The organism is Pseudoduganella chitinolytica (assembly GCF_029028125.1).
GTDB classification, from domain to species: Bacteria; Pseudomonadota; Gammaproteobacteria; order Burkholderiales; family Burkholderiaceae_D; genus Rugamonas; species Rugamonas chitinolytica.
In genome coordinates, this window is sequence record NZ_CP119083.1 from 1,544,287 (window position 1) to 1,562,472 (window position 18,186).

The window sequence follows — 18,186 nt, forward strand, 5'->3', positions numbered from 1 at the left end:
GTGATGTTCAGTGTTGCGGCCGGGTAGCCTTCAGCCAGACCGCCGCGATGCGGTCGGTGTCCTGGTAGGCCGGCGTGTCCAGCTCCTCGCCGAACACGTCCGGGTCGATTTCCTCGTAGGTCCATGTCAACCCGTGCAGCAGCGGCGCGACAGCGTGCAGGAACGGATCCTCGTTGTGGCGCATGGCGACGCCCGTGTACAGCAGCAGCGTGCCGCCAGGGGCAAGCCGACCCACGGCCTGTTCGACCAGCGTGAGCGAAAGCCCGGCACCCAGTTCGCCGCCGCCATGGCGGTAGGCCCGCTCGGACGGGTCCAGCAGGTAGGGCGGGTTCGACACGATCAGGTCGAAGTCGCCGTCGACGTCGGCCAGCAGGTCGCTGCGGCGCACGTCCAGGTTGGCCAGCCCGGCCAGCTCGGCATTGATGCGGGCCAGGCGCATGGCTTTGTCGTTGATGTCCAGGGCCAGGACCTGGGCCTCCGGGCATGCCAGTGCGACGATGGCCGCGCCCGGACCGGCGCCGGCACCCACGTCCGCCGCGCGGCGCACGGCGCGGCCGGCGGCCTGCATGTCCGTCAGCTCGCGCTGCAGCGCGCGGCCGAAGCGGTAGGTATCCGGGCCGAAGAACACGGCGTCCGCGTCGCTGGTGGGGTAGGCCGAGTGGAAGTACAGCTGCCCGCCGAGGGTGCTGGCGCGCAGGGTCGAGCGCCAGCCGTCGCGGTGCGGCTGGGCGATGCCGGCGCCTTGCATCAGGCGCAGGACGTCGGGCGGCACGGCATCGGCCTGGAACGGCCGGCTCCAGCCGAACACGTCGGCCAGGTCGCGCGCCCACACATGGTCGGTGCGGGCCTTGACGCGGCTGTGCGTGGCCGGGGTCACCGTCGTGAACCGGTAGCCGGCGGCCAGCAGCGCGCGGCCCAGTTCCACCAGTGCCCTGGCCTGCGTATCCGGGCGCAGGGGGGCAGGTGCGCCGGCGGGGACGGCGGTGGCCAGGGCAGCGCGGGGCACGGCCGGGTCGGCGCTGCTGGTGGGGGCATTCATCATGGGAGCCTCATTCGTTGACGAAAAAACCGGCAGAGCCGGCGGGGGCCGCGCCACGCGCGGCAAGGGTTCATGGCAAAGGCGTCGTGGCCCAGGTTCATGCCGATGACCGGGCGGGCCTGCCGCCCCGCCGCGTCAGCCGTACAGGCGGCTGAACACGCGCGTGGCCATCAGGCCGGCCGACGTGTGATGCCGGTCCGGCGCCATCAGGCCGACCAGCATGTCCATCGCCTCGTCCTTGCTGCCGGTGGCGGCCAGCCGCGCTTCCAGCAGCCGCAGTTCGCAGCCGATCGATTCCCACGCGTGCTCGTCCTCGGGGAAGCGGTGGCGGATCAGGCCGCGCGGCGCAATGCTGCGCGGTGCCGAGTCCTGGTTCAGCGACTCCATGCTGCGCAACATGGCGCGGTGGCTCAGCACGCGCGGGGTGGCGGTGTCGCCATCCTGCTCGCTGGGGGCATGCTCGCTGCCCGCGCGCGGCGTGGCGATCCAGTCCTGCAGCAGTTGCTGTTCATAAGGGCTGAACACGCCGAACATCTCGGCCCGCTCGCCGTGGATCAGCTTCCAGAAGCGGCTGTTGGCGGCGGGTTCGCCGCGCCTTATCCAGCCTTGTCCCTCCAGCTTTTCCAGGAACGTCGGGATCTGCGCGGGGTCGGCCAGCCAGTCGTTGACGGTGCGGCCGGCCACGCGGCAGTAATCGGAGTGCATGTTCTTGCCGACCGTGCTTTTCGCGGCCAGCATCGCGACCGTCTCCCGCTCCAGGTCGAACGAAGCGATGGCCTGGGTGGTGCCCACGCCCAGGTCGTTGAGGCGGAAGCCGTTCGCCACGCGGCGCAGGAAATCGCTGGCGTCGCCCACGCGCGGCATGATCTGCTTCAGTCCTTCCAGCGCCGTGTGGGCGTGGCCGGTGGCGGCATTGTCCACGGTAACGTGCAGCGTGAAGTAATACGGGTCGATGCCCAGCTCATTGAGTTCATAGGAGGTGATCAGGAGGTGCAGCGGCAGCTGTTCGTAGCCCAGGTTGTAGCCGATCAGCTCGGGCAGGAAGGTTTCCGCGCTCTGCGCCAGTGCCAGCTGGATCGCACCCTGCACGAAGTGGGTGTCGGGCAGGTCCTGCCAGTGCTCGCAGCCGTGCTGCGCCAGCAGCTTCCGGTAGATCAGCACGTGGTTCTTGTCCGGCACGCCGTTGCCCAGTTCTTCCAGGTAGATCCGGATCAGGGGACGGAAGTCCTCGTCGTCCCAGCGCTGCAGTACGCCGTACAGCCAGGCGCCGTCCACCAGCTTCGTTGGCGCCACGGCCTTCAGGAAGTACAGGGCCTGGGCCTTGTTCTGGAAGTAGCGGCGCGGCGCACCTGCCTTGCGCGACGCCAGGTACTCGCGGTATTCGGTGCCCACGGCGTCCGTATGGCGGGCGATCCAGTCCGCCATCTCGTCCAGGGAGTCGGGCAGGTCGGACGGCAGCGCTGCCGCTTCCGCCAGGCGCTGTTCCAGGTATTCCGCGGCCAGCGGCCGGTCTTCCATCATCGCGAGGCGGTTGTAGACGGGCTTGGCGGCATCGGTGCCCACGGTCGGCGTGGCGGCGGCGGAGCACTGGGCAAAGGCGGTTGTTTGCATCGGGGTCTCTTCCATCTATTCGTGCTGCTGCCCGCACGGGCCCAGCGTTGTCATCCATATAACGAGTATGCTGGGGCGTCACGATGCTGAGTAGCAGCACTCATCCCGTTGCCTTGTAAGAGAGGGATTACAAGCGCTCGCATCCGCCGACCGTTCCTCGGGGACATTGCCGCAATTAAAGCTGGCGGCCCGTTGCGCGAGATCAGCCGCCGCCGGACGATGCCTCCTAAACTCCCTCAGCAGCCGGACCTGGGCGCCGGACGAACGAGGAGTAACCGATGAGTAACCCCATCCTGATGCAGTGGGCCCCGCCGCCGGTGCGGGACTTTGTCACCGAGGCGCATGCGGCGCTGCAGCGACACGGACCTGATCATCTGCCGTGCCTGGCGGCGCCGCTGCGCGCGCTGTTCGACCGTCCCGGTATGCTGGCGGAGCTGGTCAACTGCTACTTGCGGCGGGTGGCGAGCGGCGCCATGGACGGCGGCGACCCCAGCATCCAGGTCGACATGCTGCTGTTGTGCCATGCCCCGGCGCTGTCGCTGCGGGTCATCAAGGACCGGGCCGACGTGGCGTCGCTGGCCGCACGGCCATGGCAGGAGACGCTGGTCAACTATCCGGCCAACACGCTGGTCCTGGTGCGGGGCGCCGCCCCGGTGACGGTGCAGTGGTACCGCCTGCAGCCGGGCGCACGATTCGACGTGTTCGACGCCACGCTGGCGATCCGTCCGGACGGGATCGAGACCTATGGCGACGGCAGCCTGATCGAAGTCGATGCGCGGCGCCGCTTCCCCGTGCTGCCGGAAGGGCAGGGCGCGACGTGGATCGCGCTGGCCAGCGCGCCCGTCAACGCCCAGATCGTGTCTTTCGACCGCGCCACCCTGCGACCGCTGGGCGCCAGCATGGCGTCGGAGGAGCACTCGGTGCTGTGCGTGTTGCTGGAGCTGCTCGACCCGGCGGCGCCCGACTATCCGCTGGCGGCCGTGACGGCGCTGACCACCCATCCGGACCACCACGTGCGCTGGGCGGCCGTGACGGCACTGGGCCGGCGTGACGGCGCCGCCGCGCTCGACATCGTCCGCACATTGGCGCAAGCCGACCGCCACCGCTTCGTCCGCAATGCCGCCCGGCGCACGCTGGCACGGCTGGCAACGGCGGGAGCACAGCCATGCTGAAGCAGCGGTTTGCCGGGCGCGCGGCGCCCGAGGGCGTGGCGGTACTGCTGGAACGGGCGCAGCGTGAAGTGGACCCGCGCGACCCGCGATCGCTGATGGCGCTGGCCGCACCGCTGCATGCGCTGGCGGGCGACCGGACCGTGCTGCAGCGCTGCATCCACCACGGCCTGGAGCACTGGCGCGACGGGCCGACGCACTTCTACAGCTCGCAGTCGTGCCACGTGGCGAGCGCGGGCCCGTTCGTCATCCGGATCAACCTGTGGCCGCTGCTGCCGGCCGATCCACGCCGGCGTGCCATCCTGGCGGACGTGCTGTCCTATTTCGACTACCACGACCACAATTTCTCGTTCATCACCGCCAACTACGCCGGTCCCGGCTACGAGACGGATCTGTACAGCTACGATGCGACGTCCATGACGGGCTATCCGGGCGAGCCGGTGGCGTTGACCTACCTGGGCCGCCACACGCTGGACGACGCGACCGTGCTGTTGTACGAAGGCGGCAAGGACGTGCACCGGCAGCTGCCGCCATCGCAGCCGTCGGCGTCGATCAACCTGATGATGACGCCGGCCGATGCGGGGCTGACCAACCAGTTCTACTTCGACGTCGAACGGGGCGTCATCCGCGACTATGTGGGGTCGTGGTCGCACAAGCGTGTCGACGCGCTGGCCTTTGCGCGCTGCTGGCACGACCGGCAAACCCCGGCGCTCCTGCAGCAGATCCTCGAATGCCACCCATGCAGCCGCACCCGTATCGCGGCCGGCCAGGCGCTGGTGGCGATTGCCGGGCCCGATGCGCTGGGCGCCGGCAGCCGCGTCCGGATGCTGCGCGATCCCCTGGCGCGGGCGCTGTGGGACCGGGCGGCACCGGCCCCGGCCGCCATGCCAACGATTTACTCAACCACCGGAAGGGAGGCAACATGAAGCCACTGGAAGTCGCCGGACTGGAATTCACGGCCGATATCGCGGGCGCGCTCGAGGAAACAAAGGTCAGCATCAAGGTGCTGACCAGCGTCATCCGCGAGATCGCCAGCATCATCAGCTGGTGGTAGCAACGGTGCCGCGGCCCCCGTGGCCGCGGCATTCTTCGATTCGCCGCAGCCTGCCGGGCCGTTTTGCTCGCCCGCCGCGCTGTTCGCGCCGGCGCGCTATTTCGGCCGGGGCTTGCGCAGGTGCCGGTCGGCCTGCGGCGCCTGGCCGGTGCGCAGGTCCTGCACGGCCTGGGCAACCGCGCGGGCGGCATTGCGTACCTCTTCCTGCAGCGCCGCATCCTCGTCGAGCGCGCGGTGGCTGTCCGCGTACGACTCGTAATACCCCACGTAGCGCTCGAACGCGCCTTGCGGACCGGCCTTGACGAGGCCCATCCAGTCGAGCCAGTCCGACAGGTTGCGGCGCTGGCTTTCGATCCCCGCCACGTCGCCATGGACGACGACGCCGTAGGCCCGTCCCGCCAGGTGCTTCGGATAGTCCCAGCCGGCCAGCTCGAGGGCCTTGGCCTCGGCGGCCTTCTTGCCGTGCGTGCTGGACGGGTCGGGATTGCCGCCATCCGCGCACACCAGCCGGTCGATCATCAGTTTCAGCGGGGAGGGCGACTGGTACCAGTACGTGGGGGCCACGATCAGGACGCCGTGCGCCGCCACCCATCGCTCGTAGATCTCGTTCATCCAGTCGTTGACCTGGTTCAGGCTGTGGTTCGGATAGCAGCTGCACGGCCAGTGGCACAGCGGCATCGCCGTCGATGCGCAGCCCTTGCACGGGTGGATGTGGTGCGCGTAGGTGGAAGTGACGAGGCTCAGGTCGAGCACGTCGGCCTGCACGCCGGCGGTCTCCAGCGCCGTGCGGGCCCACTCGACCATGCGATAGCTCTTCGACATCTCGCCGGGACAGGTGCCGTCGTTACGCGACGAGGCGCAGACCAGCAGGACCCGCGTCGGCGTGGCGGGGTTCTTTTGTACTTCCTCGGCCACCCGCAAGCGGTCGCGCGCCGCCTTCCATTCGACCGACAGGTCGTATTCCGGGTCGGCGAAGCCGGCGCCGGCCTTTTGCGTGACGGGCGCCTTGCGGCTGTCCTGGTAGTTCTGCCAGGCGACTTCCTCCAGCCGTGCGATATTCTGGCGCAACGGGTCGAAGCGGGGATCGCTGAAATTGGCCACGAACTTCAGGTGGAACGCGTCGCGGCCCAGCTTGCCAGGCGCCTGGCCCGTGCGGACGGCCGGTGTGCCTGAGGTGTTGTCGTCTGTCATTGTCTTCTCCAGGATGTTGCCCGACTGTGGCATCGCCGGCACGGACGTTCCGTACGGTAGCGAACCGAGGCGCAGGCGCTGCCCGTTCAGCCGTCATATGGCCGTCGCAAATTGCAGATACGATCACATCCATGTACACTCGGCATCATTTATGCAAGTCGCACGCTATTCATCTTCCCGTTCCGCATGGCCACCGTTGTCCTGAACCGCCCGCCGCGCCGGCGCAGCTACGCGCAGGACATGCGCGGCCACCACCTGACGTCGAGCCGCGCCTGCGCCGTTACCGTGGCCGCACTGATCCTTGCCGGCGCGGTACTGGACTACGCGCTGTATCCCGATCTGATGGCCAGCTTCGCCGTCGCGCGCGTGCTGGCCGCCGCCGGGGTGCTGGCCGGGCTGGCGTTGTTGTATACCCGTTTCGGCTGCCGCCACGTACACGTCGTCACGTTCGTGTGGCTGACGTTCCCGCAGCTGATGATTGCCTGGATGATCCACGTTGCCGAGGGTGAGGCGTCGCTGTTCTACGCCGGCATCATCCTGACGATCTTCGCGGTTGGTACCTTGTTCCCGGTCGGCTACCTGTACACGCTGGCGTTCGGGCTGCTGACGCTGCTGCTGTACTGGCTGGCGTGCGCGACGCGGCCCGGTGGCATCACGGCGCCCAGCCAGCTGCTGTTCCATGGCACGATCGTCGCGTTCGCGGTGGTCGGGAGCACCGTCTACACCTATTTCGACGAGCAGGGCCGCCGCCTGCTGTTTGCGCTGAAGGACGAGCTGGCGCGCAAGAATGGCGAGCTGGAACGCACCAACCGCGACCTGGCCGGCATCAAGGGCCAGCTGGTGCAGCAGGAAAAGATGGCGGCGCTGGGGACCCTGTCGGCCGGCCTGCTGCACGAGGTGAACAACCCCGTCAACTACTGCATGCTGGCGCTCGACCTGGCGCTGGAGGATCCCGCCGCCCGTGCCAGCGCCCACCTGGCCGAGTGCCTGGCGGACGCGCGCCAGGGCATGGCACGCGTGCAGGCCATCGTGTCCGACCTGCAGACATTCGCCTACCGGGGCGACGGCGCCACGCCGGATGGCCGGTTCAGCATAGGCGCCGCCGTCGACACCGCCGTGCGCCTGGCGCGCCATGAGCTGCAGGCGGCCGGCAACGTGCTGCTGCGCCGCGACATCGCCGGCGCGCCGCCGGTGCGCGGCGACGAGGCGGCCATCGTCGGCGTGCTGATCAACCTGCTGGGCAATGCCGCGCACGCGCTGCGGCAAGGGGCGCAAGCGCGGCCGGAGATCGTCCTCACCGCCGCCCCGGCGGGCGGCAGGCTGCAGGTGACCGTATCCGACAACGGACCCGGTATCGCCCCCGAGCACCTGGGCCGCCTGTTCGAGCCGTTCTTCACGACGCGGGCCGTGGGCCAGGGCCTGGGGCTGGGCCTGTCGATCTGCTACAGCGTTGTGCAGCGCCACGGCGGCCAGCTCAGCGCGGAAAGCGTGCCGGGGGTCTGGACCCGCTTCCGCTTCGACTTGCCGCTGGCGGCGCCCCAACATCCCGGGCAAGCATGAACGGGATCGCCATGCCCTGCGCCGCCACGCTGCCCGTCATCCTCTACGTGGACGACGAGCCGGGTGCGCGCAAGTACTTCCAGCGTGCGCTGGAAGGCCAGGCCACGGTGCTGACGGCGGCCTGCGTCGACGAAGGCAAGGCGCTGCTGGCGCAGCACGGCGACAGCGTCGCCGTGCTGGTGTCGGACCAGCGCATGCCCGGCGCGAACGGCAACGCGCTGCTGTTCCATGCGTGGGAGCGGCACCCGCAGATCGTGCGCGTGCTGACGACGGCGTATTCCGAACTGGCGCAGACCATCGAAGCCGTCAACCAGGGCCGCATCCACCGCTACCTGCCCAAGCCATGGGATATCGTCACGCTGCGCCTGGAAATGGCGCAAGCGGCCGAGCTGGCCGGCCTGCGCCGCCGCCACGACCACCTGCTGCGCGACAAGCTGGCCTCGCGCCGGCGCGAGGTGCTGGCCAACCGGATCGGCCTGCTGTACGCGCTGTGCTTCGCGGACGGGCCGCAGGGCGCGGGATTGGACGCGTACCTGTCCGGCGCCCTGTGCGCAAGGATGCCAGCGCCGGCCTGGCTGCTGGACGACTATACGCAACTGGCCAGTGCGGACGCCTGCCGCGCGGCGGCACTGGCGCGTGCGGTGCGCGGCCACGTGGCCGCACTCGATGCGCGCGCTGCCGAGCCGGCCCAGGGCCTGGCGTTGCTGGCCGAGGTGTTCGGCCCGGCCTGCCGCGCGGGCCACGCCGGCGTCGGCGTGCTGGAGGAGACGGGCGCGCTGGCCGAGTTCCTGGACGGCAGTCCGGACGCTCCCGTGTCGATGCAGCACGCGGCCTGGCTCGCACTGCTGCTGTGGCTGGCCAGGCGCGGCACCACGCTGCTGCTGACAAGCAGTCCCTCGGGTATCCAGTGCCGGCTGGCCGCCGTCGGCGAGCTGCCCACGCGAGCCGGCCTGGCCAGCTGGATCGCGCGCTTCTGACGCGACGCGACAGCCGTGCGCCGTGGCGCGGTGGGCTTCGCTAACATTGTTGGTAACACATCAACCACGAGGAGGTCGTCATGCCACGCGGAGCCAGCCCGAAACGGGAGAAGGAATACGAGAAGCTCGAGAAGCAGTTCGAGAAGGAAGGCCGCTACAAGGGCCGCGAGGAGGAAGTCGCGGCGCGCATCGTCAACAAGCAGCGCAAGGAGTATGGCGAGACCAAGGGCGCCAAGGCGAAGGACCGTGCCGGTACCTCGCCCGACCGCAACGTGCCGATCGCGAACTACGAGCAGCTCACGGTGCCGCAAGTGCGCAGCGCGCTGGCCGAACTGACGGCGGCGCAGCGCAAGAAGGTGCGTACGTACGAGACCGCGCACAAGAACCGCAAGGGCGTGCTGGCGGCGCTGGACCGGCTGCATTGAAGCCAGCCGCCAGCGTAGGAAGCACCCGTGGCGGCCACTGTTTGCGGGTCGTGGACCCACAAACAGGCGCGTGACACCGGGGGTTGTGCCGGATTACCCCCGCAACGCGGCCGCCGGCGTCAATCCCATCGCCACCCACGCGTGCCGGGCCGCGGCCAGCATGGCGACGACCAGCGTGCCCCCCAGCGCCGCGGCCAGCGGCCAGCCGCCGATCGGGGCCCGCTCCACGAACCCGGAGAGGTAGCGCTCGATCGCAAAAGCCGCCAGCGGCAATGCCACCAGGGTGGCGGGCAGCAACAGGGACCCCAGGTCGCGCGCGACCAGCAAACCGATATCCGGCCGGCGCGCGCCGTGCAGCTTGCGCAGCACGATCTCGGCCGTGCGTCGCTGTACGGTATGGGCAGCCAGCGCATAGGTGCCGAACGCCGCGATCCCCAGCGCGACCAGCGTGGCGGCGCCCAGCAGCCGGCCGATGCGCAGATCGTCCGCGTAGCCCGCGGCCAGCACCGCGCCCGCGGGCTGGACCCTGGGCAGCGCGGCGGGGAAATAGCTGGGCCACAGCGCCCGCACGTCCCGCTCCACCCGCGCGACGGCCTGCGGGTCGGTGCGATCGCGTACCCGTACGGTCAGCGTGGGTTGGGCGGCCCACAGCGAATACGCCACCGGACGGGCTGCCTCCCGCAAGGAGCGGAAGCGCAACTCGGGGGCGATGCCGATCACCCGCTTCTGGTGCACCTTGTCGCCATCCGGGAACAGCAAGGTCTGGCCGACGGCGGCGGCCGGGTCGGCATACCCCAGCGCGCGCGCGGCAACGGCGTTCAGCACGAGCGGCACCGCGTCGCTGTCGCGGTCGCGGCGCGGATCGAACAGCCGGCCATGTACCGGCCGCAGCGCGTAGACGTCGAAGAAGGCCGCGCTGACGGGCCGAAAGTCCACCGACGCGCTGGTGCCACCGGGACGTTTCAGTTCGCCCATCCATGCGGAATTCTGGCGGCCCACCGCATCCTGGCTCAACGCCACGCCCGCCACGCCAGGCAGCGCGCCGACGGCGGCGGCGAAGCTGCGCGCCTGCGGCCCGTTCCAATCGGGTTCCGGCATGTCGACCACGAGCAGCGGCGCCGGATCGAAGCCGGCCGGTGCCTGCATGGCGTATGCCGCCTGCCATGCGATCGCCAGCGCGACGGCGCCGAACGCCATGGCGCTGGCGACCTGCACGACCGTCAGTGCGCGACGCCAGCGCGCGCCCGCGGCGGACTCGCTGCCGGCACGACCGGCCAGCACCTGGCGCGGCGCCACGCGCAACGCGATCCATGCGGGATACCCGGCGGTCAGGAGACCCAGCACGCAGCCCAGCAGCACCGCGCCGGCCACGTTCGACAGCGTCACGACGGCGCCCAGGTCGCGGTTCATCAGCGTGCCGAACAACGGTAGCGCCAGCCAGGCCAGCAGCAGGCCGCAGGCGGTCGCCAGCAGGGCGACCAGCATGGACTCGGCCAGGAACTGCAGCGCGATGCGCGGTCCGCGTGCGCCCAGGGCCTTGCGCAGCGCCACCTCGCGCTGGCGCCGCAGCACGCGCACCGTGGCCAGGTTGACGTAGTTGAAGGCAGCCAGGGCCAGGATCAGCAGGGCGATGCCGGCCAGCGCTGCGACGGTGGCGGGATCGGCCCGTTCGCCCGGCTGGGCGATATGGTTGGCGGCGATGTCGCGGTCGAAGTAGGCGGTGCGCAGCGGCGCCAGGTGGATTTCCAGCGGGCGCCGGCCGGCCAGGCGCGCCTTGACCTCTGGCGGATAGTCGTGCAGCACGGGCGCGCGGTCCGCCGCGGCCTGCAGCGCGGCCGCCACCCCTTGCGGATCGGTGCCGGGCGCCAGCCGGAGCAGCATCTTGCCCCACCAGCCGGAGGCGCCGTCCATTTCGCGAGCGAACACCGGGTCCATGACGACGGAAGCGACGCCGACCAGCGCCTGGAACGGCATCGTGGTGGGCCCGTTGGCGGGCACGATGGCGCCCACCCGCAGCAGCTTGCCCTGGACTTGCACGGTGCGGCCCAGCACGTGCTCGCTGCCGAACAGGCGACGCGCGCCGTCGGCCGTCAGCACCAGCTGGTCCGGCCGGACCAGCGTGCCGGGCACGTCGCCCGCCAGCGCGCGCAGGCGCAACGCCTGGGCGAAGCCGGGCATTACCGCCAGGGCCGGCAGTTCGTGGATGCGGCTGTCCACGCGCATGGCAAGGCCCGCGCCGTTCGGCCGCGCCGGCACGAATGCGGCCGCCGCCGTCACGCCGGGCGTCGCCGCGGCCACGCCGCGCAGCAGCAGGGGAGCCTGGTCGAACCAGGGGCTGCCGGGGTCGATATGGTTGCGCAGCTTGACGACGTACAGCGCATCGACGTCGGCGATCGCCGCGTTGTACTGCCACGCATGGCGCACGTAGCCCAGCAACAGCAGGCACGCGGCCAGGCCGATACCCAGGCCGAGGATGGCGATGGCGGCATAGGTCGGCTCGGCGAGCAGGGCGCGCCACGCGAGGCGCAGGTCTCCGGTGATCTTCTGATTGTTCATTGGCGTTCCAGTATGGCGAAGGCGGGAAGGGCTTGCAAGGTGGACCATTCAGCAATATGCGTGCCAGTGAGCCGTGGACGATCCGCGTGCGAGTCCGCGTGCGAACCCGCATCCGGGCGGCGCGGCCCCGGCGCCAGATAGGAGACTCTCAGAACAGGTGGCTGTCACCGTTTTTCGCCGTCTGGCGCCGCCGTCCGCGATTGTCCGGAACCGGACAGCGGTTGTCCGGCCCGGGACACCTCGCGCCCGTGCGTGGCGTCCGTTAGAATGCGGCACCTGTCATTCACGATCGAAGTCGATGTTCCCATCATTGAAGCAAGTCCTGGCGGCCGTGCTGGCCGCCGGCCTGTGGTGCCATGGCGCCCAGGCGTCCCAGATGTGCCCCCAGCATTACGTCGGCGGCCAGGCCCCGCAGATCCAGGGCGACAAGATGGCCCGCGCCACCCGCGAGCTGTGCTACAACGTGTTCGGCATCATGCACTCGGGCGTCACGCGCACCCCGCTGTGGTCCGCCGAGCACCTGAAGGCCAACAACCTGGCCGCGGCGGCGGAGCTGTCGCGCGAGAATTCGTTCCACCCCGAGCTCCAGCTGCCGGCGGCGCAGCGCGCCGAGCTGGCCGATTACGCCCGCAGCGGCTTCGACCGCGGCCACATGGCGCCGAACGGCGACATGCCGGACCGCGCCAGCCAGTACCAGAGCTTCACGCTGGCGAACATGGTCCCGCAGGATGCCGACAACAACCGCCACATCTGGGCCGGCATTGAGCAGGCCGTGCGCAAGATGGCAAAGAAGGAGGGCGAACTGTACGTGATCACGGGTCCGGCCTTCATCGGCAGCGAGCTGCGTAAAGTCGGCAACGTGCTGGTGCCGAGCCACCTGTACAAGGTCGTGTGGAGCCCGCGCCAGCGCGCCGGCGGCGCCTGGTTCGTGGCCAACGAGGCCGATGCACGCGTGCAGACCATGACGATCGCCCAACTGGAAAGCAGGATCGGCATCAATCTGCTACCGTCGCTGTCGGCACGGCAGAAAGAGGAAATGCTGCGGCTGCCGAAGACGAAAGCGGGCAAGCGCAAGCACTCATGATATGGAGGATGAATGAGCAAGAAGGACTTCAAGCCCTATGACAACGAGGCCGACGTGCTGCAGGTGGGCGGCCTGACGATCGAGAACCGCCTCGATCGGATCACGATCGACGGCGACATCGACCTGACGATGGACCAGGCCGGATTGCGCCAGGCGCGCGAGCTGTACCAGTTGCTGGGCGCCGCGGTGGCACGGCTGGAGGCACAGCGCGACCTGCCGGAGCGCCTGCCGCCACCGCAAGTGACGAAGACGGCCAACCCGTTCGAGTAGCCGCCGAACGGTCGGCGCTACGGCATGCGCGTGACGTGCGCTTCGCGCAGCGGGCGCCAGCCGAGGCGCGCCTCGATCAGGCGGCGATAGCCGGTGTCGATATGGGCCGGCGTGCGGCGGATATAGTGCTGCGCCGCCGCCCCCTCGTCGCCGCTGCGGGTGGCGAGCCATTGCAGTACTTCGTGCGCGTCCGGCACGCGGCCGTCCTGTCCCCGGAAGCGGGGTGGCAGGGCGGTCCAGACGGCCGCATCGATGCCGCGTGCGCGGCGCCAGGCGTCGATCGTGGCGGCGTCGGCATGGTGCGCTGCGGGCACGGTGCCGACCCATTCGGGCCGCTCCGGCGTGATCTTCTCGCGTGCGCGCAGCATGGCGCGCGCCGCCTCCAGGTCTCCCGTGTCCAGCCAGGCCCAGTACGTGGGACACAAGCGTGCGCCGGGACACAGCGCGAGGGCCAGTTCCGGCGTGTCCTCGCTGACGCGGCAGAATTCCAGCGCCAGGAGTGGTCCGCCAGGGTGCCAGCCGGAGGCCAGGTGCAAGGGCGCGGGTTTCCACAGCAGGGAGCCCCAGGCAACGACGGCAATCTTCATAGTCGGGTTAGCGCAACCAAAATGGCAGTGTAGTCGAAACCCAAGATGGCAGGCACTCTCCTGCGGATCGTGACCCGCAGGAGAGTGCCTGGCACCGGTGGCGCATCCGGTCTCTGCTACCGCTACCGGTGGATCACCACCAGCAACGCCTTCGCCTCGGCCTTGGCCGGATTGCGGATCGCATGCTGCAGGTCGGCCGGATAGCGCGCCGTGCCGCCCAGCTTGACCTTCTTCTTCTGCGTCCCCACTTCCAGCTCCATCGATCCGTGCAGCACCGTGAGGTGCTCCGTCGTGCCCGGGTCGTGCGGCTGCGACACCAGTTCACCGCCCGGTGCCAGCGTCAGCTCGTACCACTCGTGACGGCCCGCCAGTTCCATCGGCCCGAGGATGCGCAACACGTAGCCGGCATGATGGCCGGGCAGCGTGGGCGTCTCGTGCGCCTCCAGCACGCGGATCGTGTCAACCGCGGGTTGTTCGTCCGACAGGAGCTCGCCGATGGGCACGCCCAGCGCATTGGCCAGGCGCCACGTGATGGCAATGGTGGGGTTGGCCTTCTCGCGCTCGATCTGCGACAGCATCGATTTCGACACGCCGGCAATGCGCGACAGGTCCTCCAGGGTCAGGCCGCGCGCGAGGCGCAGGCGCTGCAGGGCGGCACCCACCTCGGGAGGTGCATTATTGACAAGGGCTTTCATGGTCGGCCGGTAGCTTGCAAATTCCAATATGATTATGTACGATTCAGTATATTGAATTTGCGTTCAAGATAGTGAACTCCGGAGAAAGTATCGAAAAATCGCTGAACTTCGATACCCTGTTCTCCGCAAGTCACGGTACAACATGGGGCAACGCCGGTCAAGCCGGTGGCTGCCAGGACAGTCGAGCAAATACCGAGCAAACCCGAGCAAATCCGAGGAAACCATGAGCGAACAAGCCAAGAGCGCCTTCTACGGCGGCCTGCAACAGAAACTCGATGCGCTGCGCGAACAGGGCCTGTACAAGCCCGAGCGCGTGCTGGCATCGCGCCAGGGCGCCGAAGTGACGAGCGAGGACGGCCGCACCCTGATCAATATGTGCGCCAACAATTACCTCGGCCTGTCCGGGCAGGAATGGGTTGCGCAGGCCTCGATCGACGCCACCGAACAATACGGCTACGGCCTGTCGTCGGTGCGCTTCATCTGCGGCACGCAGACGGTGCACAAGGAGCTGGAACGCGCCATCTCCCAGTTCCTTGGCACGGAAGACACGATCCTGTACGCGGCCGCCTTCGACGCCAACGGCGGCGTGTTCGAGCCGTTGTTCGACGAGAACGACGCGATCATCTCGGATGCGCTGAACCACGCGTCGATCATCGACGGCATCCGTCTGTGCAAGGCGGCGCGCTACCGCTACGCCCACAACGACATGGCCGACCTGGAAGCGCAGCTGCGCCTTGCTGCCGACAAGCGCAACAAGATCATCGTCACCGACGGCGTGTTCTCGATGGACGGCACCATCGCCCAGCTCGACCGGATCGTCGCCCTGGCCGAGCGCTACGGCGCGCTGGTGTTGATCGACGAATGCCACGCCTCCGGCTTCATGGGCAAGACGGGCCGCGGCACGCACGAGCACCACGACGTGGTCGGCAAGATCGACATCATCACGGGCACCCTGGGCAAGGCCCTGGGCGGCGCAATGGGCGGCTTCACGTCGGGCCGCAAGGAAGTGATCGACACGCTGCGCCAGAAGTCGCGCCCTTACCTGTTCTCGAACACGCTGGCGCCGTCCATCGCCGGCGCCTCGCTGGAAGTGCTGAAGCGCCTGTCGGCATCGACCGAGCTGCGCGACCGCCTGCACGAGAACACGGCGTACTTCCGCCAGGAGATCGAGCGGCTGGGCTTCACCATCAAGCCAGGCACGCACCCGGTGGTGCCGGTCATGCTGTTCGACGCGCCGGTGGCGCAGAAGTTCGCGGCGCGCATGTTCGAGCTGGGCGTGCTGCTGTCGGGCTTCTTCTACCCGGTCGTGCCGATGGGCCAGGCGCGCGTGCGCGTGCAGCTGTCGGCCGCGCACACCCGCGAGCAGCTGGACAAGGTACTGGCCGCGTTCGCGCAGGCCGGCAAGGAACTCGGCCTCATCAAGGCCTGACCGCAAAGCTTAACTGTAGAGCTTCAACTGGAAAGAACGACAACGATGGAACGTATCCTGGTAATCGGCGCCAATGGCCAGATCGGCAGCGAACTGGTGGAAGCGCTCGCCGCGCGGCATGGCGCCCACAACGTGTTTGCCACCGACATTTCGCCCACCAACCTGTATAACGCGGAGCAGTACCAGGTGATGAACGTGCTGGACGAGGAAGCGCTGGCGCAGCTGGTGTCGTCACAGGACATCACGCAGGTCTACCAGCTGGCCGCGATGCTGTCGGCCACGGGCGAGGCGGCGCCGCTGCGTGCCTGGAAACTGAACATGGATGGCCTCCTGAACGTGCTGGAAGTGGCGCGCGAACGGGGCGAGGCGGGCAAGCCGCTGAAAGTGTTCTGGCCTTCGTCGATCGCCGCGTTCGGACCGAACACGCCGGCCGTCGACACGCCGCAGATGACGGTGATGGACCCCACGACGATCTACGGCATCAGCAAGCTGGCCGGCGAGCGCCTGTGCGAGTACTATCACCTGAAGTATGGCGTGGACGTGCGCAGCATCCGCTACCCCGGCATCATCAGCTACAAGTCGCCGCCGGGCGGCGGTACCACCGACTACGCGATCGCGATCTTCCATGCGGCGCTGCGCGGCGAGCCGTACGAATGCTTCCTGGGCCCGCAGACGACGCTGCCGATGATCTACATGCCCGACGCGATCCGCGCCACCATCGAGCTGATGGAAGCGCCGGCCGAGAAAGTGAAGATCCGGTCCTCGTACAACGTGGCAGGCGTTTCGTTCAATCCCGAGCAACTGGCCACGGCCATCCGCCGCGAAGTACCCGGCTTCCAGGTTGCCTACAAGCCGGACAGCCGCCAGGCCATCGCCGACACCTGGCCGCAAAGCCTGGACGACGAAGAGGCCCGCGTGCACTGGGGCTGGCAGGCCCGCATCGGCGTCGACGAGATGGTGCGCGACATGCTGGCGCATATCGACGTCAAAGTGGGCGAACCCGCCTGAATGTACCGCGTCATCACACTACTATAAAAGAGACACCCAGATGGACATGAGCGTTTTCGACCTGTTCAAGATCGGCATCGGCCCTTCTTCCTCCCATACCGTGGGCCCGATGGTGGCGGCACGCCGCTTCCTCGTCGAGAACGCCCCGCTGGACGACGTGACCGGCGTCACCGCCGAGCTGTACGGCTCGCTGGCGCTGACCGGCATCGGTCACGCCACCGACAAGGCCGTGATCCTCGGCCTGATGGGCGAGACGCCGCAGGACGTCGATCCGGAGCGAGTCGAGCGCATGCTGGCCGCCGCCGAAGAAGCGGGCGAGCTGCACCTGCTGGGCGAGAAGGTCGTGGCGTTTACGCGCAAGGCCAACCTCGTGTTCCACAATACCGAGAACCTGCCGGAGCACCCGAACGGCATGCGCTTCGTGCTGCACCGGGCCGATGGCGCCAGCGTGAGCAAGGTGTTCTATTCCGTCGGCGGCGGCTTCATTCGCGCCGAAGGCGAGGGCAGTGCACCGGCCGAGCAGCCGGCGGTGGCCGTGCCCTATCCGTTCGACACGATGGCCGACCTGCTGGCGCATGGCGAGCGCACGGGCCTGACGATCCCGCACATGCTGCGCGCGAACGAGCTGTCGCGCATCCCCGCGGCGCAACTGGACGCTGGCCTGGATCGCATCTGGAACGTCATGCGCAGCTGTATCGCGCACGGCCTGGAGACTTCCGGCCAATTGCCGGGCGGCCTGAACGTCAAGCGCCGCGCCGCCAACCTGTGGCGCCAGGCGCAGGGCGCCGACCGGGCCAACGAGCTGCCGCACGACGCGCTCAATGGCGTCAGCCTGTACGCGATGGCCGTCAACGAGGAAAACGCGGCCGGGGGCCGGGTCGTCACGGCGCCCACCAACGGTGCAGCGGGCATCATCCCCGCCGTCCTGAAATACTATGCGGAAGACTGCAAGCCGCTCGATCCCGTCGCCGGCGTGCGCATTTTCCTGCTGACGGCGGCGGCGATCGGCATGCTGTGCAAGCGCAACGCGTCGATTTCGGGCGCGGAGATCGGCTGCCAGGGCGAGGTGGGCGTCGCCTGCGCGATGGCCGCCGCCGGCCTCGTCGCCGCGCTGGGCGGCTCCAATGCCCAGATCGAGAACGCGGCGGAAATCGGCATCGAGCACCACCTGGGCATGACGTGCGACCCGATCGGCGGCCTGGTGCAGATCCCGTGCATCGAGCGCAACGGCATGGGCGCCGTCAAGGCCATCACGGCCGCCTCGTTGTCGCTGAAGGGCGACGGCACCCATTTCGTCAGCCTGGACGAAGTGATCGAGACGATGCGCCAGACGGGCGCGGACATGCAGGCCAAGTACAAGGAAACGTCGCTGGGCGGGCTCGCGGTCCACGTGGTGACCGTCAACCACGCGGCCTGCTGACGGATGGAGCAGGCACCTGTTTGCGGATCCACGACCCGCAAACAGGTGCCTGTCGCCATGGGGCCCTGCCAGCATATTATTCAGATAATTGCCAGAATATACGCAGAATGT

Annotated in this window: 17 protein-coding genes; 11 read left to right on the forward strand and 6 right to left on the reverse strand. The window is 68.8% G+C overall.

The window, feature by feature from the left end; all coding sequences use genetic code 11:
- Nucleotides 1-7: 7 nt before the first annotated feature.
- Entirely contained in the window at nt 8-1,042 is a 1,035-nt protein-coding gene (locus PX653_RS06700; RefSeq protein ID WP_277417131.1) for a N5-glutamine methyltransferase family protein, read from the reverse strand.
- A gap of 132 nt (nt 1,043-1,174) precedes the next feature.
- Complete coding sequence (locus tag PX653_RS06705; RefSeq protein WP_277417132.1) at nt 1,175-2,650, reverse strand: iron-containing redox enzyme family protein; 1,476 nt, start codon at nt 2,648-2,650, stop codon at nt 1,175-1,177.
- Nucleotides 2,651-2,928: 278 nt separating this feature from the next.
- Here PX653_RS06705 and PX653_RS06710 point away from each other — a divergent pair, with 278 nt between their 5' ends.
- The 3 genes from PX653_RS06710 to PX653_RS06720 are packed head-to-tail and all read left to right on the forward strand — an operon-like array spanning nt 2,929 to nt 4,873.
- On the forward strand, nt 2,929-3,822 hold the full coding sequence (locus tag PX653_RS06710) for a HEAT repeat domain-containing protein (protein WP_277417133.1): 894 nt from the start codon (nt 2,929-2,931) through the stop codon (nt 3,820-3,822).
- A complete protein-coding gene (locus tag PX653_RS06715; protein ID WP_277417134.1) occupies nt 3,816-4,745 on the forward strand; it encodes a hypothetical protein in 930 nt (309 codons plus the stop codon). Before PX653_RS06710 ends, PX653_RS06715 begins: the two co-directional genes overlap by 7 nt.
- Entirely contained in the window at nt 4,742-4,873 is a 132-nt protein-coding gene (locus tag PX653_RS06720) for a hypothetical protein (protein WP_277417135.1), read from the forward strand. Before PX653_RS06715 ends, PX653_RS06720 begins: the two co-directional genes overlap by 4 nt.
- A gap of 96 nt (nt 4,874-4,969) precedes the next feature.
- Here PX653_RS06720 and PX653_RS06725 read toward each other — a convergent pair whose 3' ends face one another.
- Nucleotides 4,970-6,064: a flavodoxin family protein gene (locus PX653_RS06725; protein WP_277417136.1), complete on the reverse strand. Its 1,095-nt coding sequence runs from the start codon at nt 6,062-6,064 to the stop codon at nt 4,970-4,972.
- Nucleotides 6,065-6,250: 186 nt separating this feature from the next.
- On the opposite strand from PX653_RS06725, the gene PX653_RS06730 reads away from it, so the two are divergent.
- The 3 genes from PX653_RS06730 (at nt 6,251) to PX653_RS06740 (ending at nt 9,026) form a co-directional block, all read left to right on the forward strand.
- Nucleotides 6,251-7,624, forward strand: coding sequence for a sensor histidine kinase (locus PX653_RS06730; RefSeq protein WP_371876426.1), 1,374 nt, complete (start codon nt 6,251-6,253; stop codon nt 7,622-7,624).
- Nucleotides 7,621-8,601 (forward strand): response regulator, encoded by a 981-nt coding sequence (locus tag PX653_RS06735; RefSeq protein WP_277417137.1) that lies wholly within the window; start codon nt 7,621-7,623, stop codon nt 8,599-8,601. The genes PX653_RS06730 and PX653_RS06735 overlap by 4 nt, the downstream gene beginning before the upstream one ends.
- An 80-nt stretch (nt 8,602-8,681) precedes the next feature.
- Nucleotides 8,682-9,026: a hypothetical protein gene (locus PX653_RS06740; RefSeq protein ID WP_277417138.1), complete on the forward strand. Its 345-nt coding sequence runs from the start codon at nt 8,682-8,684 to the stop codon at nt 9,024-9,026.
- A gap of 93 nt (nt 9,027-9,119) precedes the next feature.
- Here the strand turns inward: PX653_RS06740 and PX653_RS06745 are convergent, their stop codons facing one another.
- Nucleotides 9,120-11,582, reverse strand: a complete 2,463-nt coding sequence (locus tag PX653_RS06745; RefSeq protein WP_277417139.1) for an ABC transporter permease — start codon at nt 11,580-11,582, stop codon at nt 9,120-9,122.
- A gap of 298 nt (nt 11,583-11,880) precedes the next feature.
- Between PX653_RS06745 and PX653_RS06750 the strand changes: the two genes are divergently transcribed.
- Nucleotides 11,881-12,666, forward strand: a complete 786-nt coding sequence (locus PX653_RS06750; RefSeq protein WP_277417140.1) for a DNA/RNA non-specific endonuclease — start codon at nt 11,881-11,883, stop codon at nt 12,664-12,666.
- 12 nt (nt 12,667-12,678) lie between these two features.
- Nucleotides 12,679-12,936 carry a hypothetical protein gene (locus PX653_RS06755; protein WP_277417141.1) on the forward strand — a complete coding sequence of 86 codons (258 nt, stop codon included), beginning with the start codon at nt 12,679-12,681 and terminating at the stop codon, nt 12,934-12,936.
- A 17-nt stretch (nt 12,937-12,953) separates the two neighbouring features.
- On the opposite strand, the gene PX653_RS06760 is transcribed toward PX653_RS06755, so the two are convergent.
- Both PX653_RS06760 and PX653_RS06765 read right to left on the reverse strand, forming a co-directional pair.
- Nucleotides 12,954-13,523: a hypothetical protein gene (locus PX653_RS06760; protein WP_277417142.1), complete on the reverse strand. Its 570-nt coding sequence runs from the start codon at nt 13,521-13,523 to the stop codon at nt 12,954-12,956.
- A gap of 122 nt (nt 13,524-13,645) precedes the next feature.
- Nucleotides 13,646-14,218: a helix-turn-helix domain-containing protein gene (locus tag PX653_RS06765; protein ID WP_277417143.1), complete on the reverse strand. Its 573-nt coding sequence runs from the start codon at nt 14,216-14,218 to the stop codon at nt 13,646-13,648.
- 223 nt (nt 14,219-14,441) lie between these two features.
- On the opposite strand from PX653_RS06765, the gene kbl reads away from it, so the two are divergent.
- The 3 genes from kbl to PX653_RS06780 are packed head-to-tail and all read left to right on the forward strand — an operon-like array spanning nt 14,442 to nt 18,075.
- Nucleotides 14,442-15,647, forward strand: a complete 1,206-nt coding sequence (gene kbl / locus PX653_RS06770) for a glycine C-acetyltransferase (protein WP_277417144.1) — start codon at nt 14,442-14,444, stop codon at nt 15,645-15,647.
- A 45-nt stretch (nt 15,648-15,692) separates the two neighbouring features.
- Nucleotides 15,693-16,655 carry an NAD-dependent epimerase/dehydratase family protein gene (locus PX653_RS06775; protein ID WP_277417145.1) on the forward strand — a complete coding sequence of 321 codons (963 nt, stop codon included), beginning with the start codon at nt 15,693-15,695 and terminating at the stop codon, nt 16,653-16,655.
- Between the two features lie 40 nt (nt 16,656-16,695).
- On the forward strand, nt 16,696-18,075 hold the full coding sequence (locus tag PX653_RS06780) for an L-serine ammonia-lyase (protein WP_277417146.1): 1,380 nt from the start codon (nt 16,696-16,698) through the stop codon (nt 18,073-18,075).
- Nucleotides 18,076-18,186 lie beyond the last annotated feature (111 nt).

Excerpts from the sequence above, each read along its gene's own strand:
- PX653_RS06700 (WP_277417131.1), bottom strand. The coding sequence starts at position 1,042 with ATGATGAATGCCCCCACCAGCAGCGCCGACCCGGCCGTGCCCCGCGCT.
- PX653_RS06705 (WP_277417132.1), bottom strand. The coding sequence starts at position 2,650 with ATGCAAACAACCGCCTTTGCCCAGTGCTCCGCCGCCGCCACGCCGACC.
- PX653_RS06710 (WP_277417133.1), top strand. The coding sequence starts at position 2,929 with ATGAGTAACCCCATCCTGATGCAGTGGGCCCCGCCGCCGGTGCGGGAC.
- PX653_RS06715 (WP_277417134.1), top strand. The coding sequence starts at position 3,816 with ATGCTGAAGCAGCGGTTTGCCGGGCGCGCGGCGCCCGAGGGCGTGGCG.
- PX653_RS06720 (WP_277417135.1), top strand. The coding sequence starts at position 4,742 with ATGAAGCCACTGGAAGTCGCCGGACTGGAATTCACGGCCGATATCGCG.
- PX653_RS06725 (WP_277417136.1), bottom strand. The coding sequence starts at position 6,064 with ATGACAGACGACAACACCTCAGGCACACCGGCCGTCCGCACGGGCCAG.
- PX653_RS06730 (WP_371876426.1), top strand. The coding sequence starts at position 6,251 with ATGGCCACCGTTGTCCTGAACCGCCCGCCGCGCCGGCGCAGCTACGCG.
- PX653_RS06735 (WP_277417137.1), top strand. The coding sequence starts at position 7,621 with ATGAACGGGATCGCCATGCCCTGCGCCGCCACGCTGCCCGTCATCCTC.
- PX653_RS06740 (WP_277417138.1), top strand. The coding sequence starts at position 8,682 with ATGCCACGCGGAGCCAGCCCGAAACGGGAGAAGGAATACGAGAAGCTC.
- PX653_RS06745 (WP_277417139.1), bottom strand. The coding sequence starts at position 11,582 with ATGAACAATCAGAAGATCACCGGAGACCTGCGCCTCGCGTGGCGCGCC.
- PX653_RS06750 (WP_277417140.1), top strand. The coding sequence starts at position 11,881 with ATGTTCCCATCATTGAAGCAAGTCCTGGCGGCCGTGCTGGCCGCCGGC.
- PX653_RS06755 (WP_277417141.1), top strand. The coding sequence starts at position 12,679 with ATGAGCAAGAAGGACTTCAAGCCCTATGACAACGAGGCCGACGTGCTG.
- PX653_RS06760 (WP_277417142.1), bottom strand. The coding sequence starts at position 13,523 with ATGAAGATTGCCGTCGTTGCCTGGGGCTCCCTGCTGTGGAAACCCGCG.
- PX653_RS06765 (WP_277417143.1), bottom strand. The coding sequence starts at position 14,218 with ATGAAAGCCCTTGTCAATAATGCACCTCCCGAGGTGGGTGCCGCCCTG.
- kbl (WP_277417144.1), top strand. The coding sequence starts at position 14,442 with ATGAGCGAACAAGCCAAGAGCGCCTTCTACGGCGGCCTGCAACAGAAA.
- PX653_RS06775 (WP_277417145.1), top strand. The coding sequence starts at position 15,693 with ATGGAACGTATCCTGGTAATCGGCGCCAATGGCCAGATCGGCAGCGAA.
- PX653_RS06780 (WP_277417146.1), top strand. The coding sequence starts at position 16,696 with ATGGACATGAGCGTTTTCGACCTGTTCAAGATCGGCATCGGCCCTTCT.